The organism is Streptomyces sp. NBC_01006 (assembly GCF_045162725.1).
Classification (GTDB): Bacteria; Actinomycetota; Actinomycetes; order Streptomycetales; family Streptomycetaceae; genus Streptomyces.
Genome location: NZ_CP108700.1, coordinates 3,659,140 through 3,674,790, shown reverse-complemented (window position 1 = coordinate 3,674,790; position 15,651 = coordinate 3,659,140). Strand labels below are relative to the sequence as shown.

14 protein-coding genes are annotated in these 15,651 nt (G+C 71.9%); 5 read left to right on the top strand and 9 right to left on the bottom strand.

Going from position 1 to position 15,651, the window contains the following annotated elements:
• The first annotated feature begins 16 nt into the window (after window positions 1-16).
• Window positions 17-511 (top strand): peptidylprolyl isomerase, encoded by a 495-nt coding sequence (locus OG509_RS16625; protein WP_406183332.1) that lies wholly within the window; start codon window positions 17-19, stop codon window positions 509-511.
• Window positions 512-609: 98 nt separating this feature from the next.
• On the opposite strand, the gene OG509_RS16620 is transcribed toward OG509_RS16625, so the two are convergent.
• The 3 genes from OG509_RS16620 to OG509_RS16610 are packed head-to-tail and all read right to left on the bottom strand — an operon-like array spanning window position 610 to window position 2,968.
• On the bottom strand, window positions 610-1,095 hold the full coding sequence (locus OG509_RS16620) for a hypothetical protein (RefSeq protein WP_406183331.1): 486 nt from the start codon (window positions 1,093-1,095) through the stop codon (window positions 610-612).
• A gap of 26 nt (window positions 1,096-1,121) precedes the next feature.
• Window positions 1,122-1,619 carry a hypothetical protein gene (locus OG509_RS16615; RefSeq protein ID WP_406183330.1) on the bottom strand — a complete coding sequence of 166 codons (498 nt, stop codon included), beginning with the start codon at window positions 1,617-1,619 and terminating at the stop codon, window positions 1,122-1,124.
• Between the two features lie 38 nt (window positions 1,620-1,657).
• Window positions 1,658-2,968, bottom strand: coding sequence for a hypothetical protein (locus tag OG509_RS16610; protein ID WP_406183329.1), 1,311 nt, complete (start codon window positions 2,966-2,968; stop codon window positions 1,658-1,660).
• 188 nt (window positions 2,969-3,156) lie between these two features.
• On the opposite strand from OG509_RS16610, the gene OG509_RS16605 reads away from it, so the two are divergent.
• A complete protein-coding gene (locus OG509_RS16605) occupies window positions 3,157-3,657 on the top strand; it encodes a hypothetical protein (protein WP_406183328.1) in 501 nt (166 codons plus the stop codon).
• 8 nt (window positions 3,658-3,665) lie between these two features.
• Here the strand turns inward: OG509_RS16605 and OG509_RS16600 are convergent, their stop codons facing one another.
• The 3 genes from OG509_RS16600 to OG509_RS16590 are packed head-to-tail and all read right to left on the bottom strand — an operon-like array spanning window position 3,666 to window position 6,053.
• Complete coding sequence (locus tag OG509_RS16600) at window positions 3,666-4,445, bottom strand: enoyl-CoA hydratase/isomerase family protein (protein WP_406183327.1); 780 nt, start codon at window positions 4,443-4,445, stop codon at window positions 3,666-3,668.
• Window positions 4,442-4,897 (bottom strand): Zn-ribbon domain-containing OB-fold protein, encoded by a 456-nt coding sequence (locus tag OG509_RS16595; RefSeq protein WP_406183326.1) that lies wholly within the window; start codon window positions 4,895-4,897, stop codon window positions 4,442-4,444. The genes OG509_RS16600 and OG509_RS16595 overlap by 4 nt, the downstream gene beginning before the upstream one ends.
• Before the next feature lie 4 nt (window positions 4,898-4,901).
• Entirely contained in the window at window positions 4,902-6,053 is a 1,152-nt protein-coding gene (locus OG509_RS16590; RefSeq protein ID WP_383343105.1) for a lipid-transfer protein, read from the bottom strand.
• A gap of 86 nt (window positions 6,054-6,139) precedes the next feature.
• On the opposite strand from OG509_RS16590, the gene OG509_RS16585 reads away from it, so the two are divergent.
• Both OG509_RS16585 and OG509_RS16580 read left to right on the top strand, forming a co-directional pair.
• Window positions 6,140-7,753, top strand: coding sequence for a FadD3 family acyl-CoA ligase (locus OG509_RS16585; RefSeq protein ID WP_406183325.1), 1,614 nt, complete (start codon window positions 6,140-6,142; stop codon window positions 7,751-7,753).
• Between the two features lie 203 nt (window positions 7,754-7,956).
• A complete protein-coding gene (locus tag OG509_RS16580; RefSeq protein WP_406183324.1) occupies window positions 7,957-10,713 on the top strand; it encodes an OmpL47-type beta-barrel domain-containing protein in 2,757 nt (918 codons plus the stop codon).
• Between the two features lie 52 nt (window positions 10,714-10,765).
• Here the strand turns inward: OG509_RS16580 and OG509_RS16575 are convergent, their stop codons facing one another.
• Window positions 10,766-11,497, bottom strand: coding sequence for a class I SAM-dependent methyltransferase (locus tag OG509_RS16575; RefSeq protein WP_406183323.1), 732 nt, complete (start codon window positions 11,495-11,497; stop codon window positions 10,766-10,768).
• A gap of 86 nt (window positions 11,498-11,583) precedes the next feature.
• Between OG509_RS16575 and OG509_RS16570 the strand changes: the two genes are divergently transcribed.
• Complete coding sequence (locus tag OG509_RS16570; protein ID WP_406183322.1) at window positions 11,584-11,898, top strand: IclR family transcriptional regulator C-terminal domain-containing protein; 315 nt, start codon at window positions 11,584-11,586, stop codon at window positions 11,896-11,898.
• 143 nt (window positions 11,899-12,041) lie between these two features.
• Here the strand turns inward: OG509_RS16570 and OG509_RS16565 are convergent, their stop codons facing one another.
• Together OG509_RS16565 and OG509_RS16560 are read right to left on the bottom strand one after the other, a co-directional pair.
• Window positions 12,042-12,272 carry a hypothetical protein gene (locus tag OG509_RS16565; RefSeq protein ID WP_406183321.1) on the bottom strand — a complete coding sequence of 77 codons (231 nt, stop codon included), beginning with the start codon at window positions 12,270-12,272 and terminating at the stop codon, window positions 12,042-12,044.
• A 195-nt stretch (window positions 12,273-12,467) separates the two neighbouring features.
• A complete protein-coding gene (locus OG509_RS16560) occupies window positions 12,468-15,626 on the bottom strand; it encodes a BTAD domain-containing putative transcriptional regulator (RefSeq protein WP_406183320.1) in 3,159 nt (1,052 codons plus the stop codon).
• Window positions 15,627-15,651 lie beyond the last annotated feature (25 nt).

The following is a 15,651-nucleotide window of genomic DNA, read 5'->3' as shown; positions in this document are numbered from 1 at the left end:
TGACAGGATGGACCCCATGAGCAACGTTTACTTCGACATCAACATCGACGGCCAGCCCGCCGGCCGCATCGTCTTCAGCCTCTTCGACGAGGTCGTCCCGAAGACGGCCCGGAACTTCCGTGAGCTGGCCACCGGCCAGAACGGCTACGGCTACGCGGGCTCCGGCTTCCACCGCGTCATCCCGCAGTTCATGCTGCAGGGTGGCGACTTCACCAACCACAACGGCACCGGTGGCAAGAGCATCTACGGCGAGAAGTTCGAGGACGAGAACTTCCAGCTGAAGCACGACCGCAAGTACCTGCTGTCGATGGCGAACGCCGGCCGCAACACCAACGGCTCGCAGTTCTTCATCACCACCGTCGTCACCCCGTGGCTGGACGGCAAGCACGTCGTCTTCGGCGAGGTCGTCGAGGGCTCCGAGATCGTCGACGCGATCGAGAAGCTCGGCTCCCCCTCGGGCTCCACCCGCGGCAAGATCGAGATCGCCGCCTCGGGCGTCGTCGAGGCCTGATCCACCCCGCACCACCGCCGTACCGGCTGGTCGGCCCCGCCCCCTCACCGGGGGTCGGGGCCGCCGCCATGTCCGGGTACACGGACAGGGCGGGGCCGTCAGAGCCTGCGGACCCCGTGCCAGCTCCAGCCCGCCCCGAGGACCGTCTTGCGCAGCGGGTCCTTCAGGTCGCGGGTGTCGAGGCGGAACGACTCGACCTTCTGCCGCTGGCCGTCGGGTCCGCGTTCGAAGGTCCACTGCTTCTGCCTGTGGCGGATCGGCCCGCGGCCGTGCTCGCGCTGCACGGTCCGTCCCGGCGGGGCCCCGGCCCGGGTCACCGCCCACTGCTCGTCCATGGCCCGCACCTCGCGCACCTCGGGGAGCAGGCGCATCCAGACCTTGAAGGTCCGCTCCACCTGCCGGCGGTTCAGGCCCGTGCCGGTGGCGGGTTCCATGACCTTCCAGTCCGCCACCAGATCGGCGCCCCCGCTGCCTGCCTCGTGGACGCTGAACACCACACCGGTGCCGTTCAGCGCGAGCAGCGCGGCCCGCAGCTCCGTGGTGGGGATCGCGGTGGCTCCCGCGTCGGCCCGGACCGTGCCCATGTACCTGTCCCAGAGACGGCCCATCGCTAGGCCCCTGTCCCGGTGTCGAGGCTGACCGTGCGCAGGAACTCCTGGAAGTCGCCCACGACGCCTTCCTCCTGCGCCGCGGTCGAGGTCAGGATCAGCCGGATCACCGCACGCCGGTGCGTGTCCTTCCGGTCCAGCACGGCCAGGTAGACGTGCGACTGGACGAGGTCGCGGCGCACGCCGGCCCCGACGGCCGACAGGGTCAGCCGTTGGGCCAGGCCGGGCGAGGCCTCGGAGCCGAGCTCGCGGCGGCTGGTCACCACCACCGACTCGGCGGCCTGGCGCAGCCGCTCCACGGACTCGTCGCCCATGTCGGTCAGCGTCGCCTCGTCCGGGCGGAAGTCCCCGTCGATGGTGATGTTGGCGGTGAACCCGTCGTCCGGCCGCTCGTACAGCGCGATGAACGCCACGCCCGGCGCGCCCACCTCGTCCGGAGGGGCGGCTTGCCAGCCTTCGGGCAGGCTGAACTCGATCGGCACCGGCAGGGTCGTGGGCATTTCAGGCCCTCCTTCCACAGGGGGAGTACAACAGTCGATCAGTCGAACCAGCTGGTGACTTCGTCCTTGACGGAGCCGGCCGTATCACCCACCCAGTCGGCCGCGTCGACCGCGGCGTCCTTGACCTTGCCCGGGTCGACCGTGAACTCGCCTCCCACGGCGCCGCCGAGCCCGAGGGCGAGGCCCGCCTTGCCGCCGAAGTGGTACTTGCCGTCCTCCCCCTTGCCGAAGTCCCATTTGAATTCCGCGCCCGCGCCGTACCAGCCCTCGGCCGTGGCGCCGGCGCCGAGCCCGGCGACCTCCCCGCCCGTGGCGACGCTGCCCTTTTCGCCCGCAAACGCCTTGAAGTTGCCGTTGAAGCCCGTCTTGCCCAGCGTGACGCCGGCGGAGGCCTCGCCGCCCGCGAATCCCTCGGCGCGCCCGTAGCCGCCGACGATCCCGTAGTTGGCGTGCCCCTCCAGCATCGCCCGGATGCCCGCGGACGCCTCCACCTTGCCGACGAGGCCCTTGTCGGTGAAGCCGTAGTTCGCGGACGCCCTGGCTCCCAGGTACATGTCGTCGACCCCGGCGAGCGTGAGCGACCCGTTGTTGTACTCACCCTTGTAATTCATGTGGAAGAGGTCGGCGTAGAGCTTGATCGACCCCTCCTTGCCGTACTTGGTGCCGGTGAGCTTCAGGCCCGCGTCGGGTCCGGTGAAGGTGAAGCCGTCGTCTTCCTTGGGCTTGTCCCCGGTACCGTCGTCGAGCTTCTTGGCGGCCTTGTCCAGGTCGCCCTCGGCGTAGCGGTTGAACCCGTTGAGCGTTTCGTCGTTGCCCTTGCCGAAGATGTCCCGGTTGCTGTCGATGACGGCGGCGCTGAGGGCGGTCTTGACGTTGGTGTCGAGCTCGGAGACGGCCTTCACGCGGTCGTCGATGTGCTTCTGCCACTTGGTGACGGCGTCGCTGATCGTCTTCTGGCCGTCGGGGTCGTGGTGGTACGCGCTGCGTTCGGAGGGCGTGAGCTTGCCCCAGTCGAAGGCGACGTGGCCCTGCTCGGAGACCGTCATGCCGGCGGCTATCGCGTCGTCGCGGGCGCTCTCCAGCTTCTTCTTCAGGTCGGCGAACTGGGTGTGCGCGTCCCGCATCAGGCTCGCGATCGCCTTGGCCTGGGCCTGCGCGGCCGTGTACTCGTAGCGGGTCGCCGCGAAGTTCGTATGGGCGGTCTGCTGGCTGACTCCGTTCCAGGTCTCCCCGCCCACGGCGATCTTCTGGACGGTGTCGCCGTAGCGGGTCTCGACCTTCTTCAGCTCGCCCGCCATTTCATCCCATTTGCCGGCTGCCGTCGTCAGCAGGCCCAGGTCCGTGGTCATGACTTCGTAGTAGGTCAGCACCGGATCCCCTCACAGCTTTCACAGTGTTTTCACCATCGACTGCGCCGCAAGGAACCGGACATGGTGCGCCTCCCCGTTGGCCGGGTTTGATCATATGCATGGCAACTGTGAACGAGGCAAGCGGTGATAGCGTGGCCCGCCGTTGTCCAGGGGAGGGGTTTCGAGCCATGGTGGCTGGACGTCGGATCAGGTTCACCGCGGTGCTGGTCGCCGTCGTGTTCGCGCTCACGGGATTTTCGTCCAGCGGGCACGGGCACGGCTCGAAGAGCAGCGGCAGCGGCAGTGGCGGTGGTTGCTCCAGCTCCAAGAAGCGGAGCAGCTACAACAGCAACAACAGCAGCACCAACAACAGCAGCACCAACAACAGCAACGGCGGCGGGAAGTCGACCCCCTCGCCGAGCAAGAGCGCCGGCCCGCCCGCACACGCCCAGGTCGTCACCTGCGCCGGGCCCGGCAGCCCGAAGGCCGTCCTCAAGGTCACCTCGGACGTGGACACCTCGCGCCTCATCGACGTCCCCGTCGTCTTCCAGGGCGCGTCCGGAGTCGTGGAGCGGACCTCCGTCCGGGTCTCGCTCAAGGCCCGCGAAACCCAGACGGTCACCGCAGCGATGGTCCAGAAGGACAAGGCGGCCGAGGTCACCAGCTGCGTCCTCGGCACGATCAACTAGCGCACCCGTTAGCGCACCCGTGGCTCCGGCGCCGCCGCCCGGCGCCCCGTGAACAGGTCCGCCTGCCGCTCCGGGGGCAGGTTCCCCAGCGCGATCAGCGCCGGAGCCTGCGCCAGCGCCTGCGCCAGCGCGGCCTGCTTCGCCGACCACAGGGCCCGTACGGTGCCCTGCACGGCCTCCGTCGGATAGCCGGCCAGCGTCCGCGCCGCCCGTAGCGCCGCCGGGAGCAGCTCCCCGGGCTCGGCCAGCTCCGAGACCAGGCCGATCTCGTACGCCCGCCGCGCGGAGAGCCGTTCCGCCGTCCCCATCAGGGACATCCGGGCGGCCTCCCCGAACGGCATCCGCTGCGCCATGTAGACGGCCTCGTACGCGCTGACCATCCCGTACGTCGTGTGCGGGTCGAAGTACGTCGCGGCCGAGGAGGAGACGATGAACTCCGATTCGCCCAGCAGGTAGAAGGCCCCGCCGCACGCCATGCCGTTGACGGCGGCGATCACCGGCTTCCACAGGTCGTTCGCCTTCGGGCCGATGGCCACCAGCGGGTCGTCCACCGAGTACGGGGAGGACGGCTGCGGGACCTCCACCCCGCGGTCGATGCCCGTGCAGAAGGCCGCCCGCCCGGCGCCGGTCAGCACCACCGCCCGTACGTCGTCCTCGTACCGGAACTCCCGCCATACCGCGCCCAGTTCGGCGGCCGTCGCCAGGTCGATCGCGTTGTGCTTGCGCTCCCGGTCCAGGGTGACGACCGCGACCCCGCTCGCCTTGTCCCGCTCCACCCGCAGCGTCACGGCTTCTCCAGGACCCAGCGCGGCACGGACGCCCCGCCGACCTTGGTGAACGCCACCTGGACGCGGGCGCCGATGCGCAGCCGGGCCGGGTCCATCGAGTTCAGCGGGGCGTCGGCCGAGGTGACCAGGTTCCCGGCGAGGCGGATGTGCGGGGCGTCGGCGAGCTCCACGAGGATCACGTTGTACGGGGCCTGCGCGGCGTACGCGGGCAGCAGTGGCGGATGCGGCAGGACGTACGACCAGATCCGGCCCCGGCCCGACATCGGCCGCCACTCGGAGTCGAACGACTGGCAGTGCGGGCAGCACGGGCGGGGCGGGAAGCGGAGCCGGCCGCAGTCGGTGCAGGCCTGGACGCGGAGTTCGCCCCGGGCCGCGTACTCCCAGAAGGGGGCGCCGTCCTCGTCGGGGACGGGCAGGAGCAGCTCGTCCGCGGAAGCGGAGGTGGTGGTCATGGGGTCAGCTCCTCAGCAGGATCGCGGACGTCGGGACACCCTCGCCCGCCGTCACCAGGCAGGTCGCGGCGTCCGGCACCTGGGCGGTGGAGATCCCCCGGAGCTGCTTGACGCCCTCGTTGATCAGGTTGAAGCCGTGTACGTAGGCCTCGGACAGCCCGCCGCCCCCGGTGTTGATGGGGAGCCGGCCGCCCATCTCCAGGGCCCCGCCCTCGGTGAACGCGGCGCCCTCGCCGCGCCCGCAGAAGCCGTAGCCCTCCAGGGACAGCGGGATGAGCGGGGTGAAGGCGTCGTAGATCTGGGCCACGTCCACGTCCTGCGGCCCGAAGTCGGCCTGCTTCCACAGGTGCCGGGCGGCGGTCCAGGCGGGTCCGGACAGCGGGTCGTCGTTCCAGTAGTTGACCATGCCGTGGTGCTGGGCCGGCAGGCCCTGGGCGACGGAGTGGACGTACACGGGCTTCCGGCGGCAGTCGCGGGCCCGCTCGGCGGAGACGATCACGCAGGCCAGCGCCCCGTCGGTCTCCAGGCAGTTGTCGAAGAGGCAGAGCGGATCGCTGATCATGCGGGAGGTCATGTACATCTCGCGGGTCAGCGGGCGTTCGTACATCATCGCGGCCGGGTTCTCGTTGGCCCGGTTGCGGCAGGCCATCGCGACGTTGAAGAGGTGGTCGCGGGTGGCCCCGTACTCGTGCATGTAGCGCCGGGCCAGCATCCCGATCTCGTCGGCGGGGCGCAGCAGTCCGAAGGGGCGGGTCCACTGGCCGGGGGTGGGCAGCTGGACCGCGGTGTTCTTCCAGGGGCGCGGGCCGGAGCCGCGTTTGCGCGAGCGCCAGGCGACGCCCACGCTCGCCTGCCCGGTGGCGACGGCGGCCGCGAGGTGGCCGACGGTGGCGCAGGAACCGCCGCCGCCGTAGCCGATCTTGGAGAAGAAGGTGACGTCGCCGGCGCCGATGGCCTTGGCGACCTCGACCTCGTCGGTCTCCTCCATCGTGTACGAGGAGAAGGCGTCGACCTCGGAGGGCGCTATTCCGGCGTCCGCGAGGGCCGCGAGGATGGCGCGGCAGGCCAATTCCTTCTCGGACTCGGGGAGTCGTTTGGCAAAGGCGGTCTGGCCGATCCCGACTATCGCCGTAGCGTCCTTGAGTGTTGCCGCCATCGCCACCTCCGGAGCTGCACCAGTACTGACAGCCGCGAAGGCTACAGCTAATCTGACGGATAGTCAGCTATCGGGAGGGGTGTGCGATGACCGAAGCCGCGCGGGGGGATCTGCGCTGGGGCAGCATCGCGGGACTGGTACGCGCGGCGGCCGCACGGTACGCCGACCGCGAGGCCGTCGTCGACGGGCGCGTGCGCATCAGCTACGCGCAGCTCGGCGAGCGCGTGGAGCGGGCCGCGGCCGCCGCGATCGGCGCCGGGGTCGAGCCGGGGGACCGCGTCGCCGTATGGGCCCCCAACACCCTGGAGTGGATCGTCTCCGCGCTCGGCGCGGTCTCGGCGGGCGCCGTCCTCGTCCCCCTCAACACCCGTTTCAAAGGCTCCGAAGCCGCGTACGTCCTGCGGCGCAGCCGGGCCAGGCTCCTGTTCGTCACCGGCACCTTCCTCGGCACCTCGTACGTGGCCTCCCTGCGCCGCGCCGCCGCCGAAGGGGAGGGGCACGGGCCGCTGCCCGGGCTGCCGCACCTCGAACAGGTCGTCGTGCTCGCCGAGGACGCCCCGGACGACTTCCGCACCTGGAAGGAGTTCCTGGCCGGCGGGGACGGGGTCGGCGCCCCGACCGTGCGCGAGCGCGCCGAGTCGATCCGCCCCGACGCCCCCTCCGACATCATCTTCACCTCGGGCACCACGGGCAGCCCCAAGGGCGCCGTCATCACCCACGCCCAGTCGCTGCGCTGCTACGACGTGTGGAGCGAGCTCGCCGGCCTGCGCGAGGGCGACCGCTACCTGATCGTGAACCCCTTCTTCCACACCTTCGGCTACAAGGCCGGCATCATCGCCTGCCTGATGCGCGGCGCCACGATGGTCCCGCAGCCCGTCTTCAACGTGGACACCGTCCTCGCCAACATCGCTGCCGAGCGGATCTCCGTACTCCCCGGCCCGCCCACCCTCCACCAGTCCCTCCTCGACCACCCGCAGCGCGACCACCACGACCTGTCGGCGCTGCGCCTGGTGGTCACCGGCGCCGCCGTCGTCCCGCTCCAGCTCGTGGAGCGGCTCCGCGGCGAGCTGCACATCTCCACCGTGCTCACTGCGTACGGGCTCTCCGAGGCCAGCGGCATCGTCACGATGTGCCGCCGCGGCGACCCGGCCGAGGTCATCGCCTCGACCTCGGGGCGGGCCATCCCGGACACCGAGGTGAGGGTCGCCGACCAGCACGGGCAGGCCTCGCCCGCCGGCACCGCGGGGGAGGTGTGGGTCCGCGGCCACCACGTCATGCAGGGCTACTTCGAGGACCCGGCCGAGACCGCCGAGGCCGTAACCCCCGACGGCTGGCTGCGCACCGGCGACGTCGGGGTCCTCGACGCCGAGGGCAACCTGCGCATCACCGACCGGATCAAGGACATGTTCATCGTCGGCGGGTTCAACGCCTACCCCGCCGAGATAGAGCAACTCCTCGGCCTGCACCCGGACATCGCCGACATCGCCGTCGTCGGCGTCCCCGACCCGCGCCTCGGCGAGGTCGGCAAGGCGTACGCGGTGCGCCGCCCGGGCGCCACCCTCACCGCCGACGACCTGATCGCCTGGTCCCGCCGGGAGATGGCCAACTACAAGGTCCCGCGCGAGGTCGAGTTCGTCACCGAACTCCCGCGCAACGCGAGCGGAAAGGTCGTGAAGCGCGAACTCCGCGCCACGAAGTAGGCCGTACGGGGGAAAACACCGGCAATTCCTGCCGCAGACCGGAGTCCCACGGTGGGTCCATCCGATAGGTAGCCGGTCGTGATCATCGGCTACCGCAGGACCACGACCGCCCGCTGCCGATCCGCCGGCGGGACCGTATCTCCGACAAGGCATGAAGGGGGGAGCCCGTGTCGACGAGACGGATCCTCCGAATGAACCGATGTATGACGCAGCGCAGGACGCGTACCGCGCGCGGCTGGTCGCGTGCGCTCCTGCTCGCACTGACCGTGACCCTCACCGCGGCTGCGCCGGCCGCCGCCGCGGCGCCCGCCGAACCGCGCCCCAGCGCACCGGCCTCGGTCGGCGTCCCCTCGCCTTCGGGGGGCGAAGGGACGCTGTCGCGGGCCGAAGTGAAGCAGCGCGTGGACGTGAGCGCGCTGCCCCGTCCCCGGCGCACCACCGAGCCCCAGGTGCGGCCCTACCTCGCGCCTCCGAAGCGGCGGACGCCCGTGGGACCGATGCGCCAGCCGAGTCTGCCGGTCACCACCGCGCTGCTGACCCCGAAGGGCGCGACGTCACCGAAGGCGGTGCCTTCCTCGGCCGTGGTCGAGCGGCTGAAGACCTTCCCCACGCTCGGGAACGGCGACAACGACGTCGCGTCCCAAACCGCACCCTCCGACACCAATCTCGCGGTCGGACCGACGTACATCGTCCAGTTCGTCAACCGCGCCGGCCAGATCTACGACAAGGCCGGCAACGCGGTGGGATCCCCGTTCGACCTGGGCACCTTCTTCGGGTTCGCGGCGGACACGGGCGGTGACCCGCGCGTGCACTACGACGCGGGATCCGGCCGGTTCTTCGCCTCGTACGAGGGGCTCCTGGCCGGCGGAGACGAGAACGACGTCGCAGTCAGCGACACCTCCGACCCCCGGGGACACTGGACCGTCTACAACATCGGCAGCAACACCTCCAACGTGCTGCAGGACCGGCCGCTGCTCGGCTACACCAACGACAAGGTCACGCTGGGCTGGAACAACTTCGACCGCAATCAGCCTGAGCCGCTGCCGTTCCTGGGCGCGGTGAACGTCGTTGTCAACAAGGCGGACCTGCTGGCCGGCGGCACGATCAGCTTCACGACATTCGCGCAGGACACCACCCTGGACGACGCCGTACCGGCCACCTCGCTGTCGGCGATCAACGACCAGCTCTCGATGAAGCACGAGGGCACCGACGTGATGGTGACCACGATCACGGGCGTGCCCGGCGTCAGTGCGGTCAACCGCACCGTGAACACCATCGCCATCGGAGCGGCCGACCCGCCGCCGGCAGCGGCCCAGCCGCCCGGTGGGGATGCCACGATCGAGACCAACGACGACCGGATGTTGTCGGTCGCCTGGCAGAACAACCGTCTCTGGGGCGTCTTCAACGTCAGCTGCACCCCCGTCGGAGACACCGCGGTCCACGCCTGCCAGCGCTTCATCCAGATCGCGACCGGCGGGACCCAGAGCCTGTCGACCAACCTCAACCTCGGCCTCGTGGGCGGAGACATCTACTACGGCTCGCTGACCCTGAACGACGAAGACGACCTGTTCGCAGGATTCACCGCCTCCTCGTCCACCCTCTTCGCGGGCGGGGTCGCGATCGGAGTGCCGGGCGGGAACTTCCCGTCCACCACCTTCGGCGACTTCTACGCCGCGGGCACGCAGGCCTACACGTGCGCCTGCAATGGCGACCCCCGCTGGGGCGACTACTCGGGCACCGCGCGCGACCCGAGCAACCCCAAGGACGTCTGGACGGTCCAGCAGATCGGAGCCACCGGCAACACCGGGATCTTCGGCGGCGACTGGGGCACCGCCATGGACCGCGTCACGCTGTCCCCGCCCACCGTCACGAGCGTCACCCCGAACCACGCGCCGGAACTGGCGCAGTGCGTGAACACCGTGACCGTGCGCGGCACGGAGTTCCCGACGAGCGGCACCACCGTCGCCTTCGGTTCCGTGGCCGCCACGAACGTGAACGTCACCGGGCCGGAGGAGCTGACCGCGCAGGTGCCCCCGCAGGTACGGGGCACGGTGGACGTCACCGTGACCACGCCCAACGGCACCAGTCCGGTCACCGCCGCCGACCGCTTCACCTACGACGCGGACACCTCCGCGCCGACCGTCTCCGCGAGCACCTCACCGGCACCGAACGGGGCAGGTTGGAACACTGCCAGCCCGGCCACCGTCAACATCACGGCCGGTGACGGGTCCTGCGGCTCCGGTATCCAGAAGATCACCTACAGCGCGAGCGGCGCTCAGCCCATCGCGTCCACCGTCGTGTCCGCAGCGAACGCGGCCGTCCCGATCACGGTGAACGGCGTGACCACCGTGACGTACACCGCCACCGACAACGCGGGCAACACCTCCGCGCCGCAGACGATCACGGTGCGGCTCGACACGGTGGCTCCGGCGATCGCCATCGTCCGTCCGGTGGCCGGCACGTACCTGTACCGGCAGTCCGTCACCGCGTCCTACACCTGCACGGACGCCACCTCCGGCGTGGCGAGCTGCGTCGGCACGGTCCCCAACGGCAGCCCGGTCGACACCTCCACCCTCGGCTCGCACACGTTCACGGTGAACGCGAAGGACGTCGCCACGAACCCGGCCACGAAGAGCGTCAACTACACCGTCGCGTACCGGATCTGCCTGCTCTACGACCCGGCCCGGCCGGTCCGCCTGCTCGGCCAGGTCGTGATCTCCCTGCGGATCTGCGACGCGAACGGCAACAACCTCTCCAGCTCCGGCATCACCGTGACGGCCACCCGGATCACCGGCCCCGTCACGAGGACCGTCGGAACCCGGATGCTCTACTCCCCGCTGGCCTCCGGCTACAGCCTCCCCGTCAGCACGAACGGCCTGCCCAACGGCAACTACAACCTTGAATTCACCATCAGCGGAGCGGACACCACGACCCACGTGGCGCCCTTCACCCTGCGCTGACCCGCGGTACCCGTCGGCCCGGCCCCCGCTGCGGTGGCCGGGCCGACGTGCGTCAGGCGGCCGGCTTGCGGGCCAGGAGGAGGCGCCAGCGGGGGGTGCCGTCGGCGCGGCGGCCGAAGTGGTCCAGGGGGGCGGTCTCCACCGTGAAGCCGGCCGTGCGCAGGTCGGCGCTGACACCGCCCAGGGGGAAGGTCCGGTAGTACATGACGAACGGCGGCCGCCACACGGCGTTGCGCACCCGCATCGCGGCGTCGAAGCCCGTCACCGCCCACCACGCGGGGGAGGTCGGCGGGATCGGCGCCCCGATCGGGAACGCGAAGAGGCCGCCCGGGCGCAGTGCGGTGTGGACGCCGGAGAAGAGGGCGGGCCGCTCGGCCGGCAGGAAGTGCCCGAAGGCCCCGAAGCTGACGGCCAGGTCGTACGAGTCCGCCAGCTCGGGCGGCAGTGCCCGCGCGTCGGCCCGTACGAGATCGACGCGCTCGTCGGGATGGGCCCGCGCGGCCCCGGCCAGCATGCCCGCGCTCAGGTCCACCCCGGTCACCCGGCCCCGGCACAGCCGCCGCAGCATCCCGAGCCCGGCGCCGGTCCCGCAGCACACGTCGAGCCCGGCCCCGAAGGAGCCCTCCCGCTGCGCGAGCGTCTCCTCGACGGCGTCGAGCATGCGGTCGGGGGTGCGGAACGGGGTCTGGTCGAACTTGGGCGAGAGCAGGTCGTACCCGCGCTCGACGGACGAGAGGGCCTGGACGGCGAGCTCGCGGACGGTGGGTCCCTGTGAGGTGAACACGGGCCCAGCCTAGTGAGAGGGGGGAAGACCCTGCGGATCACCGAGCTGCTGGAGTTCCTGCACAAGGGCACGGCCAGGCCGTCCACGTGGCGCTGCGGCACGGCACGGCCCTCACATACATCCGGAAGATCGAGAGCGGCCGGTCCTTCCGGAGCCCCGCCCGCATCGGCGCGCGGGCCGCCCTGCACTCCACCGCCATCGGCCGGTCCGTCCTGGCCCACCTCCCGCCGGACGAGGCGGAGGCGCTGCTGCGGGCCGCCGGAACCCCGGCCCCTGCGCCCTGCCCCCCTGCCCGGACGCGGGCATGCGACGGCGGCCGCGGTGGCTCCCCCTCCGGGCCACCGCGGCCGCCGTCCTTGTTGTGCTTCCCCGTTGGTCGTGCTCCCGTGGGTCCCCCGTGACCCCAGCGGGTCGTGCTCCCCCGTAGACCACGGCGGGTTCCCCCGAATCCCACCGTGGCCCCTGTGCTCCCCCGTTGCTACCGGTCCCCCGTATCCCCCGTGGAACCGGCCCCCCCGTCCCCCGTTATCCCCCGTGGGACGTCTTACGGACGCGGACCCGACGCGTGGTTGTCCATCGCCACGATGTCCTCGGCCGAAGTCGGCTTCTTCTCCTGCGGCTTGATCTCGATGCCGGAGGCGTGGTTGTCCATCGGCGTGATGTCGACGCCCGGTGCAAGACTGTCGTCGAGCGGCTTGATCTCGATGCCGGACGCGTGATTGTCCATCGGCCTCATGTCGCCGTCGTTCGGCAGGATGTTCTCGTTCGTCGTCATCGGTTCTCCTGATGGATGGGTCGGGCCCGTTCGGCGATTCCCCCGCGGACCGCCGAACGGGTGGTCCTCCAGCCGACTCTCGCGCCCCCCGACGCGGTGAGTCGATGTACCTATCGTGGCGGGCGGCGATAAACGAACGATGAATGCCTCGTTCATCCGCCGATCAGCGGTCGATCGGCGGGAGATGGGCGCAGCTCAGGCCGCTATCTCAGCGGCCAACAGGGCTTGCACCTCGGCGAGTTCCGCCGACTTCAGTTGCTTGAACACGACCTCCGCGTCCAGCCAGCACACCCGCGCCCGGTCCCGCTGCCCCAGCCTGCGCAGCGCCTTGCCCAGCACCGTCAGCACCGTCGCCCGCCGCCACTCCCCGCCGATCCCGCGCAGCGCGATGGCCTGCTCGGCGTGCGCGGCGGCCAGCGTGGGCCGGTGCGCGGCCAGATGGGCCACGGCGAGCCGGAAGTGAGTCACGCCCTCCCACAGCGGCTGCCGGTTGTCGTGGAACAGCGACAGCGCCTCGGTGAGCTGCTCCTGCGCCTCGCCGAGCCGGCCGGCCTCGGTGAGGGCGATGCCCAGCGCGTAGCGGCCGTTGGCCAGGCGCAGCGTCAGGCCCATCCGGTCGTATATGGCGATGCCCTGCTCGGCGAGGTCGATGGCGCTGGTCAGCCGGCCCAGTTCGACGTGGATCCGGGAGAGGTTGCACAGCGCGCTGGCCTCGCCGATGTGGTTGCCGTCGGCGCGGAAGTTCTCGATGGCCTCCAGCAGGTAGCGCTCGCCGTCGGCGTGCCGGCCCTGGTAGAGGGCGATGATCCCGCGGTCGTTGGGCGCCCAGCAGCTGGGCAGCGGGTCGCCGGCCTCGCGGGCGAGGTCCATGGCCTGGCGGGCCTCCTCGTCGGCCTCGCCGAAGCGGCCCGCGACCAGGTGGACGTTGGTGAGGGTGGTCCGGGCCCGGCCCTCCGCGTGCGGGTCCTTCGCGGCGTGCGCGGCGTCGCGCAGGGCCACGGCGGCGGACTCGTACTGCTTGGAGTTGGCGCCCGACTCGGCGAGGTCCTTGGCCGCCCACAGCAGGTCGACGGCCCGGCGCAGTACGTCCGCCTGCCCGGTCGTGCGTACGGAGGCCTGCCGGACGCACGCCAGCAGCGGGTCCGCCTCGGCGTACAGCCAGTCCAGGGCGGCGCGCGGTTCGGCGAAGCGCAGCCCGGGGTAGTGGGTGGCGGACAGGTGGGCGGGGAGCCGGTCGCCGGGGCGCTCCACCGCGTACACCGCGGAGGCGGTGGCGAGGTAGAAGTCCAGCAGCCGGTCCAGGGCGGCGTCCCGGCCGGTCGGTGGCTGCTCGTCGCGTTCGGCGCAGGCGCGCGCGTAGAGGCGTACGAGGTCGTGGAAGCGGTAGCGGCCGGGCGCGGCCGATTCGAGGAGGGAGCAGTCCACTAAGGCTTCGAGGAGGTCCTCGGTGTCGTACTCGGGCAGGTCGAGTACAGCGGCCGCGGCGGCCAGCGAGATGTCGGGCCCGTCGGCGAGGCCGAGGAGGCGGAACGCCCGCTGCTGCTCGGGCTCCAGCTGCCCGTAGCCGAGCTCGAAGGTGGCCTTGACGGCGAGGTCGCCGGCCTGGAGCTCGTCGAGGCGGCGGCGCTCGTCGGCCAGCTTCGCGGCGAGGACGGACACGGTCCAGGTGCGGCGGGCGGCCAGCCGGGAGGCGGCGATGCGGATGGCGAGCGGCAGGAACCCGCAGGCACCGACCACGTCGAGGGCGGCCTGGCGTTCGGCGCCGACGCGCTCCGTGCCCACGATCCGGGTGAACAGCTGGAGGGCCTCCTCGGGACTCATCACGTCGAGGTCGACGAGATGGGCCCCGGCGAGGCCCGCCATGCGCACCCGGCTGGTGACGAGCGCGGCGCAGCCGGCGGTGCCCGGCAGCAGCGGGCGGACCTGGGCGGCGTCGCGGGCGTTGTCGAGCAGGACCAGGACGCGGCGGCCGTCGAGCGTGGAGCGGTACAGGGCGGCCCGTTCGGCGGCGGAGTCCGGGATGGCCGTGTCGGGGGTGCCCAGCGCCCGCAGGAAGGAGCCGAGGACGGCGACGGGCTCGGCCGGCCGCGGCTCGGTGCCCTGGAGGTCGGCGTAGAGCTGACCGTCGGGGAAGTGCGGGCGGGCGGCGTGCGCGACGTGCACGGCGAGGGTGGTCTTGCCGACGCCGCCGATGCCGGCGAGCGCGGAGACGGCCATGACCTGGCCACCGGCGCCGGACAGGATCTCGCCGAGCTCACTGACGAAGGTGGCGCGGCCGGTGAAGTCGGCTACGGTGGCGGGCAATTGGGCGGGCCTTACGAGTGCGGGCGCGGCGGCCGGGGCCGGGTCCTCGGCGCAGGCGAGTTCGGCGTCCGCGCGCAGGATGCGCTGCTGGAGCGCGGAGAGTTCGGGCCGGGGGTCGACGCCGAGTTCGTCGGCGAGGAGCCGGCGGGTGTCGGCGTACACGGCGAGTGCCTCGGCCTGCCGGCCGCTGCGGTACAGGGCGAGCATGAGGAGCTCGCGCAGCCGTTCGCGCAGCGGGTGGGCGGCGGTGAGGGCGGTGAGCTCGGAGACGGCCTCGGCGTGGTGGCCGACCTCCAGGTCGAGGTCGAGGCGGGTCTCCAGCAGCTGGAGGCGCCATTCGGCGAGCCGGGTCCGCTCGGTCTCGGCGTGCGGACCGGGGACCCCGGCGAGCGGTTCGCCGTCCCACAGGTCGAGGGCGCGGCCGAGCAGCGTACGGGCGAGGATGCGGTCGCCGGCGCCGCGCGCCTGGTCGGCGTCGGCGGCGAGGCCGCGGGCGACGCCGAGGTCGAGGGCGTCGGCGGGGGTGTGGATGGCGTAGCCGCCGGACTCGGTGACGAGCATGCCGGGCGCGAGGACCTTGCGCAGGCGGGAGGCGTACGTACGGATCGTGGCGAGGGCCTGCTGCGGGGGGTCCTCGCCCCAGATGGCGTCGATCAGTTCGGGCGCGGTGGCGGTGCGGCCGCCGCGCAGCAGGAGCGCGGCGAGCAGGGCGCGCTGCTGGGGGGTTCCGGAGGGCAGGGCCTCGCCGTCGCGCCAGGCGCGGATGGGGCCGAGGACGGCGAAGCGGCAGGGGTCGGGCGCGGCGGAGTCGTCGGCAGCCGGGGCGTGTGCGTCGGCAGGGGTGGGCGCGGCGGGCGTGCCTGCCGGGGAGCCGGTGACGGGCGCGTCGACGGGGGTGTCCGGGGCCTGCGTGCCGGCCCGGGCGTCCGCGGTGCGAGTGGTCGTGAAGCCAGGCCGAACCCCGGTCGTGGCGTCCGGCGCGGCAGCGGAGTGGCGCCGGGCTGCCTCGGGGTGGTTCCGCTGGTGCGGGATGGCCGGTATGCCGTCCATCTGTCGTCCCCCCTGCCTTCCGTCG